We start from the raw sequence: 16,108 nt of genomic DNA on the forward strand, positions 1-16,108 counted from the left end.
GCGAGGGAGTCCCTGCCGAGAGGAGTACCCGCAGGGCCCCCAGAGCCGGCGAGCGCCCAGCGGGTCTGGCGAACCGGCCGGCCCGCTGGCCGGTGACCTGCGCGGGTGTGGCTCGCGCCACCCGTGTCTCCCGTCACGTCACGGGGTTGTGACGCGCCGTCACCGATAGGCTGCCAGGCGTGAACGACGCCCCCATCGGGATCTTCGACAGCGGGGTCGGCGGACTCACCGTCGCCCGCGCGATCCTCGACCAGCTTCCCCACGAGCAGCTGCTCTACATCGGGGACACCGCGAACGGACCGTACGGCCCCAAGCCGCTCGCCGCCGTCCGCGCGATGGCGCTCGCGGTCATGGACCAGCTGGTCGACGACGGCGTCAAGATGCTCGTCATCGCCTGCAACTCCGCCTCGTCCGTCGCGCTGCGCGACGCGCGCGAGCGCTACACCGTGCGCCGGGGCATCCCGGTGGTCGAGGTCATCCTGCCGGCGGCCCGGCGCGCGGTGCTCACGTCGCGCACGGGCCGGATCGGCGTCGTCGCGACCAAGGCGACCGTCGACTCGCGCGCCTACGACGACGCGTTCCACGTCACGCCGGGGCTGCAGGTCACGAGCCGGGCGTGCCCCGAGTTCGTCCGCCTCGTCGAGGAGGGCACGACGTCGGGCCCCGAGGCCCTCGCGATCGCGCACGAGTACCTCGAGCCGCTCAAGGCCGCCGGCGTCGACACGCTCGTCCTCGGCTGCACCCACTACCCGCTGCTCACGGGCGTCATCTCCTACGTCATGGGCGAGGACGTCACGCTCGTGTCGAGCGCCGAGGAGACGGCCAAGGACGTGTACCGCAACCTCGTCGAGCACGACCTCGAGCGGTCGCCCGACGCCGGCCCGCCCGCGCACCGCTTCCTGGCCACGGGCAGCCCGGCGCCGTTCCAGCAGCTGGCCCGCCGCTTCCTGGGACCCGAGGTGAGCCTGGTGGAGGCGGCATGAGGCTCGTGACCGTCGGCGTCTCGGGCTCCTTCCCCGGCCCGGGCTCGCCCGCCTCGACCTACCTCGTGCAGGCTCACGACGGCGAGCGCGACTGGAACGTCGTGCTCGACCTCGGCAACGGCGGGCTCGGCGCGCTGCAGCGTCACGTCGACCCCGCCGACCTCGACGCCGTCGGCCTGTCGCACCTGCATCCCGACCACTGCGCGGACCTGTCGGGGCTCTACGTGTACCTCAGGTACCACCCGGTGCGCGGCAGCGCCCGCACGGGGGTGCCGCGCGGGCTGCCGGTCTACGGCCCGTCGGGCACGCGCGAGCGCGCCGCGACGATGTACGGGCTCGAGCCGGGCGAGACGATGGACTCCGAGTACGACTTCCGGACGTGGCGGCCGGGCGAACCCGTCCGCGTCGGTCCGCTGACCCTCGAGCCGTTCGAGGTGTTCCACCCGGTCGAGGCCTACGGCGTCAAGGTCACCGGACCGTCGTCGATGCGGCCGGGGGACACCGCGACGCTCGTGTTCTCCGGCGACACCGACCACTGCGAGTCGCTCGTCGAGGCCGCGCGCGACGCCGACCTGCTGCTGTGCGAGGCCGCGTTCGTCGAGGGCCGCGACGACGTCGTCGAGCGCGGCATCCACCTCACCGGCCGGCGCGCCGGCAAGGTCGCCGCCGCCGCGGGGGCGCGGCGCGTGCTGCTGACGCACCTCACCGCGTGGAGCGACCCGCAGGTCGCGCTCGACGAGGCGCGCGAGCAGTACACCGGACCGCTCGAGATCGCCGCGCCGGGCGGCGTCTACGAGATCTGAGAGCCCAGGAGCCGATCGTGCGCACCCAGGTGTGGCCCGCCGTCGTCGCCGACGTCGCGTGCGTCGTCGTCTTCGCGCTCGTCGGGACGGCGAACCACGGGTCGGCGACGTCGGCCGGCGACGTCGCGCTCGTGACGCTGCCGTTCCTCGCCGGGCTCGCCGCCGGCTGGGCCGCGGCCCGGGCGTGGCGCGCCCCGGCGCGGCCGTGGCCCGTGGGCGTGACGGCCTGGTGCGCGACCGTGGTGCTGGGGCTCGCGCTGCGCCCGCTCGCCGGCGGCGGGTTCGCCTGGAGCTTCGCGATCGTGACCGCGCTGTTCCTCGCCGCGACGATGCTCGGCTGGCGCATGCTCGTCGCGCTCCTCGCCCGCCGCCGCGCCACGACCTGAGCGCTGTGGGCGTGATTTCTGTTGCTCTGAACCAGTACCAAGCGGACAATTCGGGCCAGAAATCACGCCCACAGCGCTAGGAGGAGGAGGAGGAGAGGGCCGCCGCGATCGCGGGGGCGAGGGCGCGCAGCGCCTTGCCGCGGTGGCTGATCGCGTTCTTCTCCTCGGGCGTCAGCTCGGCCGACGTGCGCGTCCCGGGCGCGCCGTCGGGCCCCGGAGGCTGCTCGGACGGCACGAGGACCGGGTCGTAGCCGAACCCGTTGGTCCCGCGCGGCTCGGTCACGAGCACCCCGGGCATCTCGCCGGTGCGGACCTCCTCGCGGCCGTCCGGCGTCACGAGCGCGACCGCGCACACGAACGCCGCGCCGCGGTGCTCGGGCCGGACGTCCGCGAGCTGGGCCAGCAGCAGCTCGAGGTTCGCGACGTCGTCGCCGTGCCGGCCGGACCAGCGCGCCGAGAAGATGCCGGGCGCGCCGCCGAGCACGTCGACCGCGAGGCCCGAGTCGTCCGCGACGGCGGGCAGCCCCGTCGCCGCGGCGAGCGCACGCGCCTTGATGAGCGCGTTCTCCGCGAACGTCACGCCGTCCTCGACCGGCGCGGGCACGCCGAGGTCTGCCGCCGTGGCGATCGCGTCGTCGGGCAGCGCGTCGAGGCCGGGCTGCGTGCGCAGGATCGCGAGCAGCTCGACGAGCTTCTTGCGGTTGTGCGTCGCCACCACCAGGCGGGGGCGCGGCGCCACCGTCACCGGGCGAGCTCCTGCGCGAGCGCGGCCTCCTGCAGGCGCGTGAGCTCGGTCGTGCCCGCGACGGCGAGGTCGAGCAGCGCGTCGAGCTCGGCCCGGTCGAAGGGCGCGTGCTCGGCCGTGCCCTGCACCTCGACGAACGCCCCCGAGCCGGTCGTCACGACGTTCATGTCCGTCTCGGCGCGGACGTCCTCGACGTAGGGCAGGTCGAGCATCGGCACGCCGTCGACGATGCCGACGCTCACGGCGGCCACCGAGTCGGTGAGCACCTGCTTGCCGCCCGTGACGTGGCCGTGCCGCCGGCCCCACGCGACGGCGTCCGCGAGCGCCACGTAGGCGCCCGTGATGGCCGCGGTGCGCGTGCCGCCGTCGGCCTGCAGGACGTCGCAGTCGAGCACGATCGTGTTCTCGCCGAGCGCGCTCACGTCGACGACGGCGCGCAGCGAGCGGCCGATGAGCCGCGAGATCTCGTGCGTGCGCCCGCCGATCCTGCCCTTGACGGACTCGCGCTGGGAGCGCTCGTTCGTGGCGCGCGGCAGCATCGCGTACTCGGCGGTGACCCAGCCCTCGCCCGAGCCCTTCTTCCAGCGCGGCACGCCCTCGGTGAACGACGCCGCGCACAGCACGCGCGTGCGGCCGAACTCGACGAGCACCGAGCCCTCGGCGGAGTCGAGCCACCCGCGCGTGATCGTCACGGGGCGCAGCTGGTCGGGGGCACGGCCGTCGGCGCGCACGACGGCGGCCGGGGTGGTGGGGGAGGTCATGCGGTCAGCCTATCGACCGGCGGGCGGCCTCAGAGCCCGAGCCGCCGCCGCAGCTCGCGCGCGTGGCGCCGCGACACCTCGACGCGGCTGCGCTGGCGGTCGTCCATGACGAGCACGAGCGAGCCCTGGAAGTCCGGGCCGAGCTCGCGCACGTGGTCGAGGTTGACCAGGTAGGAGCGGTGCGTGCGGAAGAAGTGCCCGCGCAGCCGGCGCTCGAGCTCGTTGAGCGAGAACGTCACGAGCAGCCGCTCGTCGGCGAGCTTGAGGTAGGAGTAGCCGCGCGCGGCGCTCGCGTAGACGATCGCGGCGCCGTCGACCAGCACCGTGCGCGCGTCCTTCGTCACGGGGATGCGCACGAGGGGCTCGACGTCGGCCGGCGACGGCGGGACGTGCGCCGGGCCGTCGTCCCACGGTCCGGGTGAGCCCGCCGACGGCGCCTCGCCCGACGCTGGCTCGGCGTGCGCGAGCGCGCGCTCGAGTGCCCGGCGCAGCCGCTCGGCGTCGAACGGCTTGACCAGGTAGTCGGCCGCCGCCAGGTCGAACGCGTCGACCGCGTGGTCGGGGTAGGCGGTGGTGAAGACGACCTGCGGGCGGCGCGGCAGGTCGCGCAGGGCGCGCGCGACGTCGAGCCCCGAGCCGCCGGGCATGCGCACGTCGAGCAGCACGAGGTCGTAGTCGAGCGAGCGCAGCAGGAGCAGCGCCTCCTCGCCGTTCGTCGCCTCGCCCACGACCTGCACGCCGCCGACCTCCTCGAGGAGGTAGCGGAGCTCGGCCCGGGCTGGGGCCTCGTCGTCGACGATGAGGGCGCGGGGTCGCATCGGCGTCACCTTAGCGGGATCCGCAGGTCCACGGTCGTGCCCTGCCCGGGGGTGGACTCGACGTCGAGCGAGTACCGCTCGCCGAACAGCGTCGACAGCCGCTGCGAGATGTTCCACAGCCCGACGCCGCCGTGCCGCGCGCGCTCGTCGGCACCCGCGGGCCGTTCGCCCGCGACGAGCCGGGCGAGCACCTCGGGCGGCATCCCGACGCCGTCGTCGGACACCCGGATCGACGTCGTGCGGGTCAGCGGGTCGACGCGGGCGCGCAGGTGGATGGTGCCGCCCGACACCTTGTCGGCGATCCCGTGCTTGACCGCGTTCTCGACGAGCGGCTGGATCGTCAGCACGGGCACGCGCGTGGTGAGCACCTGCGGGTCGATGTCGTAGCGCACGCGCAGCCGGTCGCCGTAGCGGGCCTGCTCGAGCGACAGGTAGGTGCGCACGAAGAAGTACTCCTGCGCGAACTCGGCGAAGTGCCCGTCCTGGCGCACCGCGTAGCGGAAGAAGTCCGACAGGCGCAGCAGCAGCTGGCGGGCCTCCTCCGGGTCGGTGCGCGCCTTGGACGCGATCGTGTTGAGGACGTTGAACAGGAAGTGCGGGTTGATCTGCGCCCGCAGCGCGTCGAGCCGCGCGTCCGCGGCGAGGTGGCGCTCGCGGTCCATCTCGGCGAGCTCGAGGTGCAGCGACAGCATGCTCGCCATGTCCTCGACGAGCACGCGCGGCGCCGGCTCGGCGTGCACCCGGTAGACCTTGAGCGCGCCGACGACGCGGTCGCCGATCGCGAGCGGCGCGACGACCGCGGTCTGCAGCGGGCAGCCGGGCTCGGGGCAGCCGATGCCGTCGCGCCCGTGCACGACGACGGTGCGCCCCTTCTCGATCGCGCGCCGGGACACCCGGGTCTGCAGCGCGCCGCCGACGCGGTGGTGGTCGGCGCCGGGCCCGACGAACGCGAGCACCTGCTCGGTGTCGGTGATCGCGATCGCGTCGCCGCCGAGCAGCGGCCGGATGAGCTCGGCCGTGCGCCGCGCCGCGTCGGGCGTGAGCCCCGAGCGCAGCGGCATCGAGCGGCCCGCGTCGGCGATCGCGAGGCCCGACCGCACGCCGCGCGGGTCGGGCGGTCGCCCCGCGCCGAGGCGTGCGACGCGCGGTCCGCGCAGCGCCGACGGGTACCCGAGCACGACGGCGGTCGAGATCACGACGCCGATCGCGACGGTCGCGAGCACGCCGAGCGGCGGGTCGACGAGCACCTGCGTCACCAGGTGCACCACGGCCCACACGCCGGCGAGCGTCGCCGCGAGCAGCCAGCTACCGCCTCGCACCGCGCCGCCCCCCTCCGCCGCTCCGCCGGCCCTCGGCGACCGTGAGCCGGGCGAGCCGCTCGGCATGCCGGTCGGCCGCGGTGCCGTGCATGATCAGCCACGAGCGCTCGACGTCGTCGGGCACGCGCGTGCGCCGCGAGACGAGCACCGTGACCGCGCCCGCGGCGGGGGCCGCGAGGATCGTCGGCGTCGCGAGCACCTCGCCCACGAGCGGGAGCTCGGCCAGGGTGCCCGTGACGAACATCGTGACCGCGAGCGCCGTCCCGGTGACCATCCCCGCGACCGCACCCGCGGCCGTCGTGCCGCGCCACCAGACGGCGAGCACGAAGACGGGGGTGAGCGCCGAGCCGGCCACCGCGAAGGCCCACGTGACCATGGTGGCGACGATCGACGGCGTGATCGAGCTGAACGACTCGGGTCGCACGGCCAGCGCGACGGCGGCGGCGGCGCACGCCGCGACGAGCGTCGTCAGGCGGCCCGCGTAGACCGCCTGCCGCTGGGTCGCGCGGGGGTTGATGTGCCGTTCGTAGACGTCGTGCCCCCAGGAGGCCGCCGAGGCGAGCAGCAGGCCCGCGATGGTCGACATGACGGCGATGAGCGCGCCCGCGGCGACGATGCCGAGGCCGGCGTCGCCGCCGTAGATCCGCCCGAGCACGGGCAGGGCGTGCTCGGGGACGCGGAGCACGCCGTCGACGGTGAGCTCCCGCAGCCAGGCGTGGTCGGCGACCGCGCCGGGGATGAGCTCGCGGGCGGCCGTGCCGAGCATGACCGCGAGGGCGTAGAAGAGGCCGGCGAGCCCGAGGACCCACACGGTCGTGGTGCGGGCCGCGGTGCCCGTGGGGCTCGTGAAGTAGCGGTTCATGACGTGCGGCAGGCCGGCGGTGCCCAGAGCGAGCGTGACGATGAGCGCGAACTGGCCCACGCCGCCGTACCGCGCGCCCGGCTCGCCGAACGACGCGGGCTCGCCCGGGTGGATCTGGTTCTCCTCGGTGACGAGCTCCCCGCGGCCGTCGTCCAGCACCGGGTTGACCAGCGGCGCCTCGGAGAGGTTCGCGACGGCGTCGCCGTACCGGAAGCCCTCGCCGAGCACGACCCCGGCGAGCCACACGAGCGCCGCGAGCAGGAGCAGGAACTGCACCGCCTGCGTCCAGGTGGTGCCGCGCATGCCGCCGAACGCGACGAGGCCGGCGACGACCGTGGTGGAGACGAGGATCCCGGTCGCGTACGGCGACAGGCCCGCGACGCCCTGGCCCACGAGGAGCTCCCACGTGATGCCGCTGCCGACCGCCTGCGGCACGAGGTACGACAGGATGACGAGCTGGACCACGCCGACCGCGACGAGCCGCACGCGCTCGGAGCCGAGCCGCCGTCCGAGGAAGTCGGGGATCGAGAACTCGCCGAACCGGCGCAGGGGAGCGGCGAGGAAGAGCAGCACGGGCACGAACCCGGCCGCGAAGCCGACGGCGTACCAGGCGCCGTCGAGCCCCGAGACGTAGACCGCCGCGGCGACGCCGAGGAACGACGCGGCCGAGAAGTAGTCCCCGCAGATGGCCCACGCGTTGGTCACCACCCCGACGCGCTGGCCGGCGAGGTAGAAGTCGACCGTCGACGTGCCGCGCGGGCGCATCGTGATCGCCGCGGCCGCGACGAGCGCGAGGACCACGGCCAGGACGATCGTGCTCGGGACGTTCACCGCGGCCCGCCCTCGTCGTCGGTGCCGTCGGCGAGCAGGTCGCCGCCCGGCTCGTCGGGGCCGCCGAGCATGCGGGCCTCGACGGCGCTCGACAGGCTCGCGGCGGCGACCCCGATGAGCGCGAAGAACGCGTAGAGGCCGAACGCCGCCATGAGGAAGCCGGGGCTCATCCCGCCGACGAGCCGGCTGCCCGACCACCAGTCGAGCGTGATCGCGAGCAGCGGGAACCCGACGATCGCGACGAGGAACACGACGAAGTAGCCGACCGCGACCCGGCGCAGGGTGCGGAAGGTCGCGTCCACCTCCGCGGGGGTGTCCCGGCCGTCGACGCCGTCATCCATGGCGTGCACCCTACGGAGGCGTCCGGCGGAGCGCCACGTCCGCGCGGCGGCGTCCTACGGCGCGACCGCGGGCGTGCGCCAGACGCGCACGCCCGTGCGCAGCAGCACGACGGCGCCGCCGGCCACCATGACCAGGCCCATGCTGGGCAGGACCTGCCCCCACGCGCCCGAGGACGCGCTGAGGTCCACGATGCGCACGAGCTGCCAGCCGGCGATGAACGCCGTGGCCCCGCCCGCGACGGCGCAGTGCGCCACGGCGGACCAGCGGCGGGGGACGAGGGCGCCGGCGATCGCGACGAACCCCGCGCACAGGGTCCACAGCCCGCCGCCGCCCGTGCCGTAGAGGGTCACCCCGAGCACCACGACCCAGGGCAGGAGCGAGCCGACCACCGTCATGAGCCCGCCCACGAGCATCCCGACGCTGCCCGGGTGCAGCACGCGCCTGCGGGCGGTCGGTGCGGTCGCGCTCGTCGTCGAGGCCATGGGGCGATGCTAGGCGCGCGGCCGGCCCGCGGGGACGCCGATCCCGTGAGCGGTCGGAGCGGTCCCGCCAACGGTCGTCCGGCGCCCGCGAACGGTTCGTCGCCCGCGTCACCACCGGTCGCCGGGCCGCCGCGACCGCTCGCGGGAGGAGACCCGCCGTCGGTCGACAAGGTCTTGTGTCGCAGGTCACAGGTCCGGTTGGCTCCGCCTGAGCAGGCCTGGACGCGTCCCGGGCGAGGAGGCCCGGGACGGAACGCGACGAAGGGAGCGTCCGGACATGACCGACACCGCGCGTGGGAGCGCACCCGGCGGGCCGCCGGGTCACGATCGGGTCGACGGGTGGCGCCGGGAGTACTGGCGCAAGAACCTGCGGCTCATGGTGGTGCTGCTGAGCATCTGGTTCGTCGTCTCGTTCGTGTGCGGCGTGCTGCTGATCGAGCCGCTCAACGGCGTCGTGATCCTCGGCTTCCCGCTGGGGCTGTGGTTCGCGCAGCAGGGCTCGATCTACACGTTCGTCATCCTCGTCGGCGTGTACGCGCTGCGCATGGACAAGCTCGACGACGAGTTCGGCGTCTCCGAGCGTGACGGGGAGGGGAACCGGCTGTGAGCGAGATCCAGACCTGGGCGCTGGTCTTCGTCGCCGTCTCGTTCGGCATCTACCTGTACATCGCGTGGCGCAGCCGCGTGAAGGAGACGGCCGGCTTCTACGTCGCGGGCCAGGGCATCCCGCCGATCGCCAACGGCGCCGCCGTCGCCGCCGACTGGATGTCGGCCGCGTCGTTCATCTCGATGGCGGGCCTCATCGCCTTCCTCGGCTCGGACGGCTCCATCTACCTCATGGGCTGGACCGGCGGCTACGTGCTGCTCGCCCTGCTCCTGGCCCCCTACCTGCGCAAGTGGGGCAAGTTCACCGTCCCGGAGTTCGTCGGCGACCGCTACGCCGAGTACGTCCGCCTCATCGCGGCGGTCGCGGCGATCATCGTGTCCTTCACCTACGTGGTCGGCCAGATGCGCGGCGGCGGCATCGTCTTCAGCCGGTTCCTCAACCTCGAGATCACCGGCGGCGTCATCGTCGCGGCGTGCGTCATCTTCCTGTACGCGGTGCTCGGCGGCATGAAGGGCATCACGTGGACCCAGGTGGCCCAGTACACCGTCATGATCATCGCCTACCTCATCCCCGCGGTCGCGATCGCGCAGCAGATGACGGGCATCCCGATCCCGCAGATCAGCTTCGGCCAGATCCTGGCCGAGCTCGACGCGCTCAGCGTGCAGTTCGGCCTCGACGCCTACACCCAGGCGTTCACGGCCCGCCCGCAGCTCGACGTCTTCCTCGTGACGATGTCGCTCATGATCGGCACCGCGGGCCTGCCGCACGTCATCATCCGCTTCTACACGACGCGGTCGGTGCGCGGCGCACGCTTCTCCGCCTTCTGGGCGCTGCTGTTCATCGCCCTGCTCTACACCACGGCCCCGGCCGTCGGCGCGTTCACCAAGCTCAACCTCATGCAGGGCGTCCAGGGTGTCGCCGCGGACGCGCTGCCGTCCTGGGTGCAGAACTGGGCGGCGACGGGCCTGGTCACGGTCGCGGAGGGAGCCACGACGATCGGCTCGCTGAGCAACGACCCCGAGGCCGGCGCGGACCTCGTCGTCAACAACGACATCCTCGTCCTCGCGGCGCCCGAGATCGCGGGCCTGCCCGCGCCGATCGTCGGCCTGGTCGCGGCGGGCGGCCTGGCGGCAGCGATGTCGACCGCGGCGGGCCTGCTGCTCGTCATCTCGTCGTCCGTCTCGCACGACCTGTACTTCCGGGTCGTCAAGAAGGAGGCGTCCGAGAGCCAGCGCCTCATGGTCGGCCGCATCGCCATGGGCCTCGCGGTCCTCGTGGCCATCTACGGCGGCATCAACCCGCCCGCGTACGTCGCCCAGGTGGTCGCGTTCGCGTTCGGCCTCGCGGCGTCGACGTTCTTCCCGATCCTCGTCCTGGGGATCTTCTGGAAGCGCGCGAACGCGGTCGGCGCGGCGTCGGGCATGATCGCAGGCCTGCTGTTCACGGCGTCGTACATGATCTACACGCTCGACGTGTTCGGCACCGAGGCCAACGAGCACGTGCTCGGCATCAGCCCCGAGGGCATCGGCACGATCGGCGCGATCGTCAACCTCGTCGTGACGGTCGTGGTCTCGAAGCTCACCAGCCCGCCGTCGGAGCACGTCCAGGAGCTCGTCGAGGAGATCCGCTACCCGGCGCGTCCCGCGGCGCGGGTGACCGCCGCCGAGTGAGCCGCCCGCCGCGAGCGGACCGTCGGCCCACCCCCCCGCGCACCGGGGGTGGGCCGAGGTCCGCTCGTGGCGTCGTTAGGGTGGTGCGGGTGCACCTCGTCGCCTCCGACCTCGCCTTCTCGTACCCCGGCCGTCCCGTGCTGCGCCACGTCGACGTCCGCGTGTCCGACGGCGTGCGGCTCGGCGTCGTGGGGGAGAACGGCACGGGCAAGTCGACCCTGCTGCACCTGCTCGCCGGGGACCTCGTCCCCGCGTCGGGCGAGGTCCGGCGCTCGGGCAGCGTCGCGCTCGTCGAGCAGGAGCTCGAGGTCGCGCCCGGCCAGACCGTGGGCGACCTCGTCACCGGCACCCTCGCCGGGCTGCGGGCCGCCGCCGCGGAGCTCGAGGCCGCGGCCGCCGCGTTCGACCACGAGACCGGGGACCTCGCCGAGCTGACCGCGACGCTCGCGAAGGTCGAGCACCTCGCCGCGTGGGACGCCGACCGCCGGGTCGACGTCGCGCTCGCCCGTCTCGGCGCCGTGCGCGACCGCGACCGCACGCTCGCCTCGCTCAGCGTCGGCCAGCGGTACCGGGTGCGCCTCGCGTGCCGGCTCGCCGAGCGGTCCGACCTGCTGCTGCTCGACGAGCCGACCAACCACCTCGACGACTCGGCCGTCGAGTTCCTCACGGGCGAGCTCGTCGCCTGGCGCGGCGGCGTCGTGCTCGTCACGCACGACCGCGAGCTGCTCGACGACGTCGCCACCGCGATCTACGACCTCGACCCGTCGATGGACGGCCGGCCCGTGCTCTACGGCCAGCCCGGGTACCTGTCCTACCGGTTCGCCAAGAACCAGGCGCTGCACCGGTGGCGGCAGCGCTACCGGGCCGAGCGCAAGCGGGCCGAGCAGCTCGCCGAACGGCTCGACGCCTCCTACGAGGGGCTGTCCGACGCGTGGCGCCCGCCCAAGGGGTCGCAGGGTCACCGCCGCGCGACGCGCGCCCGGATCCACGTCAAGGCGGCCGACCGGCTCGTGCAGAAGCTCGAGGCCGAGGCCGTCGACGTGCCCGTGCCCCCGCTCGAGCTCGCGTTCCCCGACCTGCCCGCGATGTCGCCGGGCTGGGACCCGGGCGAACCGCTCGTCGAGCTGCGCTCGCCGCGCGTCGTCGCGCCCGACGGCGGGGTGCGGCTCGACCTGCCCGGCACCCGCGTCGCGGTACCGCCGTCGGGCCGGCTGCTCGTCGTCGGGCCCAACGGCACGGGCAAGTCGACGTTCCTCCAGGCGCTCGCGGGCCGGCTGCCGCTCGACCGTGGGGTGCGGTCGGCCGTCGCGGGGGCGCGCGTGGGCGTCGTCGGGCAGGAGGGCGACCCGGTCGGGCCAGAGTCCCGCACGCGGTCTGGGTTCGACGCGTACGCGGCCGAGGCGCTCGCGCTGCTCGGCCGCGGCGAGCTCGACCCCGAGCACCTCGTGCCGGTCGCGGCGCTCGGGCTGCTCTCCGAGGAGGACCTCGAGCGGCCGCTCGCCGAGCTGTCCGCCGGGCAGCGACGACGGTTCGAGCTCGCCCGCGCGCTGCTGCACGCCCCGCACCTGCTGCTGCTCGACGAGCCGACCAACCACCTGTCGATCGACCTCGTCGACGAGCTCACCCGCGCGCTGCAGGTGACGCCCGCCGCCGTCGTCGTCGCGACGCACGACCGGCGCATGCGCGCCGACCTGGCCGACTGGCCCGTGCTCGACCTCTCGCCGAGGTAGCGCGCGATCCGCCGAGGTAGCGCGCGCCCCGCCGAGGTAGCGTCAGCCCAGGCGGCCCACCCACGCCATGGCCTGACGCACGAGCGCGCCCTGGCCGTTGACCATCTCCGCCTGCACGGTGTCGCTGCACGCCTCCTCGGGCGTGAGCCACGCGAGGTCGAGCGCGTCCTGCTGCGGCCGGCAGTCGCCCGCGACGGGCACGACGTAGGCGAGCGAGACCGCGTGCTGGCGCGGGTCGTGGAACGGCGTGATCCCGGGCGTCGGGAAGTACTCGGCGACCGTGAACGGCTGGGGCGACGCGGGCACACGGGGGAGCGCCACGGGGCCCAGGTCCTTCTCGATGTGGCGCAGCAGCGCGTCGCGCACCCGCTCGTGGTAGAGCACGCGGCCCGAGACGAGCGCGCGCGTCATGGTGCCCATGCTGTTCACGCGCAGCAGCAGCCCGACGGCGACCACGTCGCCCGAGTCGTCGACCCGCACGGGCACCGCGTCCACGTACAGCAGCGGCAGCTGGGCGCGCACGGCCGCGAGGTCCTCGGGCGTCAGCCACCCGGCCGGGTCGGGGTCCCGCTGGTAGAACTCGTCGTCGGGCGGGAACTCGGCGGTATCGGTCACGCCCTCGTTCCTACCACGCGGAACCCCTCCGGGGCGCCTCCGGGCCGCTGCCGTCGCCCGGGGGCAGGGAATATCGGGCACGACGGCGGCGCTGCACCGATGAGGACATCGTCGAAAGGACCCCATCCATGGCCACCGTCGAGCTCACCGACGCGACCTTCGAGCAGACCGTCAAGGACAACGACATCGTCCTCGTCGACTTCTGGGCGGAGTGGTGCGGCCCGTGCCGCATGTTCGCCCCCGTCTTCGAGGCCTCGAGCGAGAAGCACCCCGACGTCGTGCACGCCAAGCTCGACACCGAGGCGCAGCAGCAGATCGCCGCCGCCGCGGGCATCACCGCCATCCCGACGCTCATGGCGTTCCGCGAGGGCATCATGGTGTTCAACCAGGCCGGCGCGCTGCCCGGGCCCGCCCTCGAGCAGCTGGTCGAGGCCGTCAAGGGCCTCGACATGGACGACGTCCGTCAGCAGATCGCCGCCGCCGGCAACGGCGCGCCGCGGAGCTGAGTGCGCGAGGCGGGACTCGAACCCGCACGTCCGAAGACACCGAAACCTAAATCCGGCGCGTCTACCTGATTTCGCCACTCGCGCGCAGTCGAAGTCTAGTTCCACGTTGTGGGCGTGATTTCTGGCCTCGAAAGTCCGGATCAACCGGACGATCCGGGCCAGAAATCACGCCCACAGCGCTGTCTCAGTCGAGGCCGAGGGTCTTGCGCAGGCGGGCGACGTGGCCCGTGGCCTTGACGTTGTACTGTGCGACGGCGACCTTCCCGTCGGCGCCCACGACGACGGTAGAGCGGATCACGCCGACGTACGTCTTGCCGTAGTTCTTCTTCTCGCCCCACGCGCCGTACGCCTCGAGCACCTCGTGCTCGGTGTCGGCCGCGAGCGGGAAGGTCAGCGCGTCGCGCTCGGAGAACTTCTGGAGCGCGTCGAGGTCGTCGGGGGAGACGCCGACGACGGCGTAGCCCGCGGCCTGCAGCGACGCGAGCGAGTCGCGGAAGTCGCAGGCCTCGGTGGTGCAGCCGGGCGTCATGGCGGCCGGGTAGAAGTACACGACGACGCCGGCGCGGCCGGGCTCGGCGAGCGCCGCGGCGAGCGAGAACTCTCCGGCGGCGCGGCCGTCGCCGTCGGGCACGACGGCGGGCAGGGTGAAGTCGGGGGCGGTGTCGCCGACGGCGAGACGGGTCACGGGCGCTCCTGTGCGGACGGTCGGTGGGGACGGCGTCGAGCCTAGCCTCGCGGGTCGTCTAGCGTTGGGGGGTGACTTCCGCAGCATCCCGCGCGGCCTCGGCGTCCGCCGGCGCCGCCAGCAAGCCTCTGCCCGTCCGCATGCTCCACGACCGCCTGCTCGTGCAGCCCGAGGTGGACTCTTCCGAGCGACAGTCGTCGGCCGGGCTCGTGATCCCCGCGACGGCCGCGGGGCCCAAGCGCCTCGCCTGGGCGGTCGTCGTGGCCAAGGGCGAGCACGTGCGCCAGGTGGCGGTGGGCGACCGGGTGCTGTTCGACCCCGAGGATCGCGCCGAGGTCGACCTCGGCGGCACCGACTACGTGCTCCTGCGCGAGCGCGACGTCCACGGCGTCGCCGAGGCGGAGGAGGACGCCCAGGCCACGGGCCTCTACCTTTGAGCGCATGACCGGCGACGAGGCCACCCGCACCGACCCGACCGACCTGCTCGCGCTCGACGCCCAGCTGTCCGACGACGAGCGCGCGACGCGCGACCGCGTCCGGGCGCTCGTGGACGCCCACGTCCGCCCGCACGTGGCGCGCTGGTTCGCCGACGCCGTCTTCCCGCGCGAGCTCGTGCCTGTGCTCGGCGAGGCCGGGCTGCTCGGCATGCACCTCGAGGGCTACGGCTGCGCCGGCCGCTCCGCGGTCGAGTACGGCCTCGCGATGGCGGAGGTCGAGGCCGCCGACTCGGGGATCCGCACGTTCGTCTCGGTCCAGGGCTCGCTCGCGATGTCGGCGATCGCCAAGCACGGGTCGGAGGAGCAGAAGCAGCACTGGCTGCCGCGCATGGCGACGGGCGAGGCGATCGGCTGCTTCGCCCTCACCGAGCCCACGGCGGGCTCGGACCCGGCGGGCATGCGCACGCGCGCGGTGCGCGACGGCGACACCTGGGTCATCGACGGCGCCAAGCGCTGGATCGGGCTCGCCTCGGTCGCCGACGTCGCGGTCGTCTGGGCCAAGGTCACGGAGGACGACGCGGGGGACGGGCGCGAGCGCGTCCGCGGGTTCCTCGTGCCGACGTCGACGCCCGGCTTCCGCGCGACGCCGATCGAGCCCAAGCTCTCGCTGCGCGCGTCGGTCCAGTGCGACGTCGCGCTCGACGGCGTGCGCGTGCCCGCGGACGCGATCCTGCCGCACAACCCTGGGCTGCGCGGACCGTTCGCGTGCCTCGACGAGGCCCGGTACGGCATCGCGTGGGGCGCGGCCGGCGCGGCGCGCGACTGCCTCGAGGTCGCGCTCGCGTACGCGCAGCAGCGCGAGCAGTTCGGACGCCCGCTCGCCGCGTTCCAGCTCACGCAGGCCAAGCTCGTCGAGATGGCGCTCGAGGTGAGCCGCGCGCAGCTGCTCGCGCTGCACCTCGGCCGCCTCAAGGATGCCGGACGCCTCGAGCCGCACCAGGTCTCGGCCGGCAAGCTGAGCAACGTGCGGGCGGCGCTCGACGTCGCGCGGACCGCGCGCACGATCCTCGGCGGCAACGGCGTGACGCTCGAGCACTCACCGATGCGGCACGCCGCGAACCTCGAGTCCGTGCGCACCTACGAGGGCACCGACGAGGTGCACACGCTGGTGCTCGGCCGGCACCTCACGGGGCACGCCGCGTTCCGCTAACCCGGCGTCCCACGGTTGTCGTGCAGGTCACAGGCCTGCCGGGTGGATCGGGTTTCCGGACGACGGCGCTCGGCTGGTAGTGTTGCTCTCCGTTGCGCGCCATTAGCTCAATTGGCAGAGCAGCTGACTCTTAATCAGCGGGTTCGGGGTTCGAGTCCCTGATGGCGCACCAGCACGAGGCCTCGCCGGGCATCCTCCCGGCCGGGCCTCGTCGCGAGCGGGCGTCATCGCCCGGCGCGCCATTAGCTCAATTGGCAGAGCAGCTGACTCTTAATCAGCGGGTTCGGGGTTCGAGTCCCTGATGGCGCACAGCGAG

Annotated in this window: 18 protein-coding genes and 3 tRNA genes; 11 read left to right on the forward strand and 10 right to left on the reverse strand. The window is 74.0% G+C overall.

All coding sequences use genetic code 11. The features are described 5' to 3' along the window. Positions 1 to 179 precede the first annotated feature (179 nt). Genes murI through ISOVA_RS05175 form a run of 3 tightly spaced genes read left to right on the forward strand, consistent with a single transcriptional unit; the run spans position 180 to position 2,172 of the window. Positions 180 to 983 carry a glutamate racemase gene (gene murI / locus ISOVA_RS05165; protein ID WP_013838203.1) on the forward strand — a complete coding sequence of 268 codons (804 nt, stop codon included), beginning with the start codon at positions 180 to 182 and terminating at the stop codon, positions 981 to 983. Continuing rightward, complete coding sequence (locus ISOVA_RS05170) at positions 980 to 1,786, forward strand: MBL fold metallo-hydrolase (RefSeq protein WP_013838204.1); 807 nt, start codon at positions 980 to 982, stop codon at positions 1,784 to 1,786. Before murI ends, ISOVA_RS05170 begins: the two co-directional genes overlap by 4 nt. A 17-nt stretch (positions 1,787 to 1,803) precedes the next feature. Continuing rightward, on the forward strand, positions 1,804 to 2,172 hold the full coding sequence (locus ISOVA_RS05175; protein ID WP_013838205.1) for a DUF3054 domain-containing protein: 369 nt from the start codon (positions 1,804 to 1,806) through the stop codon (positions 2,170 to 2,172). Positions 2,173 to 2,248: 76 nt separating this feature from the next. Here the strand turns inward: ISOVA_RS05175 and rdgB are convergent, their stop codons facing one another. Genes rdgB through ISOVA_RS05210 form a run of 7 tightly spaced genes read right to left on the reverse strand, consistent with a single transcriptional unit; the run spans position 2,249 to position 8,332 of the window. Beyond that, positions 2,249 to 2,917: an RdgB/HAM1 family non-canonical purine NTP pyrophosphatase gene (gene rdgB, locus ISOVA_RS05180; protein WP_013838206.1), complete on the reverse strand. Its 669-nt coding sequence runs from the start codon at positions 2,915 to 2,917 to the stop codon at positions 2,249 to 2,251. Then, positions 2,914 to 3,678 carry a ribonuclease PH gene (rph, locus tag ISOVA_RS05185; RefSeq protein ID WP_013838207.1) on the reverse strand — a complete coding sequence of 255 codons (765 nt, stop codon included), beginning with the start codon at positions 3,676 to 3,678 and terminating at the stop codon, positions 2,914 to 2,916. The genes rdgB and rph overlap by 4 nt, the downstream gene beginning before the upstream one ends. A gap of 29 nt (positions 3,679 to 3,707) precedes the next feature. Further along, positions 3,708 to 4,496: a LytR/AlgR family response regulator transcription factor gene (locus ISOVA_RS05190; protein WP_013838208.1), complete on the reverse strand. Its 789-nt coding sequence runs from the start codon at positions 4,494 to 4,496 to the stop codon at positions 3,708 to 3,710. A 5-nt stretch (positions 4,497 to 4,501) separates the two neighbouring features. Beyond that, complete coding sequence (locus ISOVA_RS05195; protein ID WP_013838209.1) at positions 4,502 to 5,815, reverse strand: histidine kinase; 1,314 nt, start codon at positions 5,813 to 5,815, stop codon at positions 4,502 to 4,504. Beyond that, positions 5,802 to 7,508, reverse strand: a complete 1,707-nt coding sequence (locus ISOVA_RS05200) for a sodium/solute symporter (protein ID WP_013838210.1) — start codon at positions 7,506 to 7,508, stop codon at positions 5,802 to 5,804. Before ISOVA_RS05200 ends, ISOVA_RS05195 begins: the two co-directional genes overlap by 14 nt. Further along, positions 7,505 to 7,849, reverse strand: coding sequence for a 6TM ABC transporter family protein (locus ISOVA_RS05205; protein WP_013838211.1), 345 nt, complete (start codon positions 7,847 to 7,849; stop codon positions 7,505 to 7,507). Before ISOVA_RS05205 ends, ISOVA_RS05200 begins: the two co-directional genes overlap by 4 nt. Before the next feature lie 54 nt (positions 7,850 to 7,903). After that, positions 7,904 to 8,332 (reverse strand): hypothetical protein, encoded by a 429-nt coding sequence (locus ISOVA_RS05210; protein WP_013838212.1) that lies wholly within the window; start codon positions 8,330 to 8,332, stop codon positions 7,904 to 7,906. Positions 8,333 to 8,609: 277 nt separating this feature from the next. Here ISOVA_RS05210 and ISOVA_RS05215 point away from each other — a divergent pair, with 277 nt between their 5' ends. The 3 genes from ISOVA_RS05215 (at position 8,610) to ISOVA_RS05225 (ending at position 12,339) form a co-directional block, all read left to right on the forward strand. After that, entirely contained in the window at positions 8,610 to 8,939 is a 330-nt protein-coding gene (locus ISOVA_RS05215; protein WP_013838213.1) for a DUF4212 domain-containing protein, read from the forward strand. Continuing rightward, positions 8,936 to 10,609: a sodium:solute symporter family protein gene (locus ISOVA_RS05220; protein WP_013838214.1), complete on the forward strand. Its 1,674-nt coding sequence runs from the start codon at positions 8,936 to 8,938 to the stop codon at positions 10,607 to 10,609. The genes ISOVA_RS05215 and ISOVA_RS05220 overlap by 4 nt, the downstream gene beginning before the upstream one ends. Positions 10,610 to 10,698: 89 nt before the next feature. Further along, on the forward strand, positions 10,699 to 12,339 hold the full coding sequence (locus ISOVA_RS05225) for an ATP-binding cassette domain-containing protein (RefSeq protein WP_013838215.1): 1,641 nt from the start codon (positions 10,699 to 10,701) through the stop codon (positions 12,337 to 12,339). A gap of 42 nt (positions 12,340 to 12,381) precedes the next feature. Here ISOVA_RS05225 and ISOVA_RS05230 read toward each other — a convergent pair whose 3' ends face one another. Next, positions 12,382 to 12,954, reverse strand: a complete 573-nt coding sequence (locus ISOVA_RS05230) for an NUDIX hydrolase family protein (RefSeq protein ID WP_013838216.1) — start codon at positions 12,952 to 12,954, stop codon at positions 12,382 to 12,384. A gap of 128 nt (positions 12,955 to 13,082) precedes the next feature. Between ISOVA_RS05230 and trxA the strand changes: the two genes are divergently transcribed. Further along, positions 13,083 to 13,460 carry a thioredoxin gene (trxA, locus tag ISOVA_RS05235; protein WP_013838217.1) on the forward strand — a complete coding sequence of 126 codons (378 nt, stop codon included), beginning with the start codon at positions 13,083 to 13,085 and terminating at the stop codon, positions 13,458 to 13,460. Position 13,461: 1 nt separating this feature from the next. On the opposite strand, the gene ISOVA_RS05240 is transcribed toward trxA, so the two are convergent. Both ISOVA_RS05240 and ISOVA_RS05245 read right to left on the reverse strand, forming a co-directional pair. Continuing rightward, a tRNA-Leu gene (locus ISOVA_RS05240) sits at positions 13,462 to 13,544 on the reverse strand. Between the two features lie 100 nt (positions 13,545 to 13,644). Beyond that, the gene (locus ISOVA_RS05245) at positions 13,645 to 14,145 is read right to left on the reverse strand and encodes a peroxiredoxin (RefSeq protein ID WP_013838218.1); all 501 of its coding nucleotides are present in this window, start codon (positions 14,143 to 14,145) and stop codon (positions 13,645 to 13,647) included. A 71-nt stretch (positions 14,146 to 14,216) separates the two neighbouring features. Here ISOVA_RS05245 and ISOVA_RS05250 point away from each other — a divergent pair, with 71 nt between their 5' ends. The 4 genes from ISOVA_RS05250 (at position 14,217) to ISOVA_RS05265 (ending at position 16,101) form a co-directional block, all read left to right on the forward strand. Further along, on the forward strand, positions 14,217 to 14,582 hold the full coding sequence (locus ISOVA_RS05250; protein WP_013838219.1) for a GroES family chaperonin: 366 nt from the start codon (positions 14,217 to 14,219) through the stop codon (positions 14,580 to 14,582). Positions 14,583 to 14,586: 4 nt separating this feature from the next. Beyond that, positions 14,587 to 15,792, forward strand: a complete 1,206-nt coding sequence (locus tag ISOVA_RS05255) for an acyl-CoA dehydrogenase family protein (protein ID WP_013838220.1) — start codon at positions 14,587 to 14,589, stop codon at positions 15,790 to 15,792. Positions 15,793 to 15,888: 96 nt separating this feature from the next. Next, positions 15,889 to 15,964 (forward strand) — tRNA-Lys (locus ISOVA_RS05260). A 64-nt stretch (positions 15,965 to 16,028) separates the two neighbouring features. Continuing rightward, positions 16,029 to 16,101, forward strand: a tRNA-Lys gene (locus ISOVA_RS05265). Positions 16,102 to 16,108: the final 7 nt, after the last annotated feature.

The organism is Isoptericola variabilis 225 (assembly GCF_000215105.1).
In the GTDB taxonomy this organism is placed as follows: Bacteria; Actinomycetota; Actinomycetes; order Actinomycetales; family Cellulomonadaceae; genus Isoptericola; species Isoptericola variabilis_A.

Excerpts from the sequence above, each read along its gene's own strand:
- ISOVA_RS05205 (WP_013838211.1), bottom strand. The coding sequence starts at position 7,849 with ATGGATGACGGCGTCGACGGCCGGGACACCCCCGCGGAGGTGGACGCG.
- ISOVA_RS05170 (WP_013838204.1), top strand. The coding sequence starts at position 980 with ATGAGGCTCGTGACCGTCGGCGTCTCGGGCTCCTTCCCCGGCCCGGGC.
- rph (WP_013838207.1), bottom strand. The coding sequence starts at position 3,678 with ATGACCTCCCCCACCACCCCGGCCGCCGTCGTGCGCGCCGACGGCCGT.
- ISOVA_RS05215 (WP_013838213.1), top strand. The coding sequence starts at position 8,610 with ATGACCGACACCGCGCGTGGGAGCGCACCCGGCGGGCCGCCGGGTCAC.
- ISOVA_RS05210 (WP_013838212.1), bottom strand. The coding sequence starts at position 8,332 with ATGGCCTCGACGACGAGCGCGACCGCACCGACCGCCCGCAGGCGCGTG.
- ISOVA_RS05190 (WP_013838208.1), bottom strand. The coding sequence starts at position 4,496 with ATGCGACCCCGCGCCCTCATCGTCGACGACGAGGCCCCAGCCCGGGCC.
- trxA (WP_013838217.1), top strand. The coding sequence starts at position 13,083 with ATGGCCACCGTCGAGCTCACCGACGCGACCTTCGAGCAGACCGTCAAG.
- ISOVA_RS05255 (WP_013838220.1), top strand. The coding sequence starts at position 14,587 with ATGACCGGCGACGAGGCCACCCGCACCGACCCGACCGACCTGCTCGCG.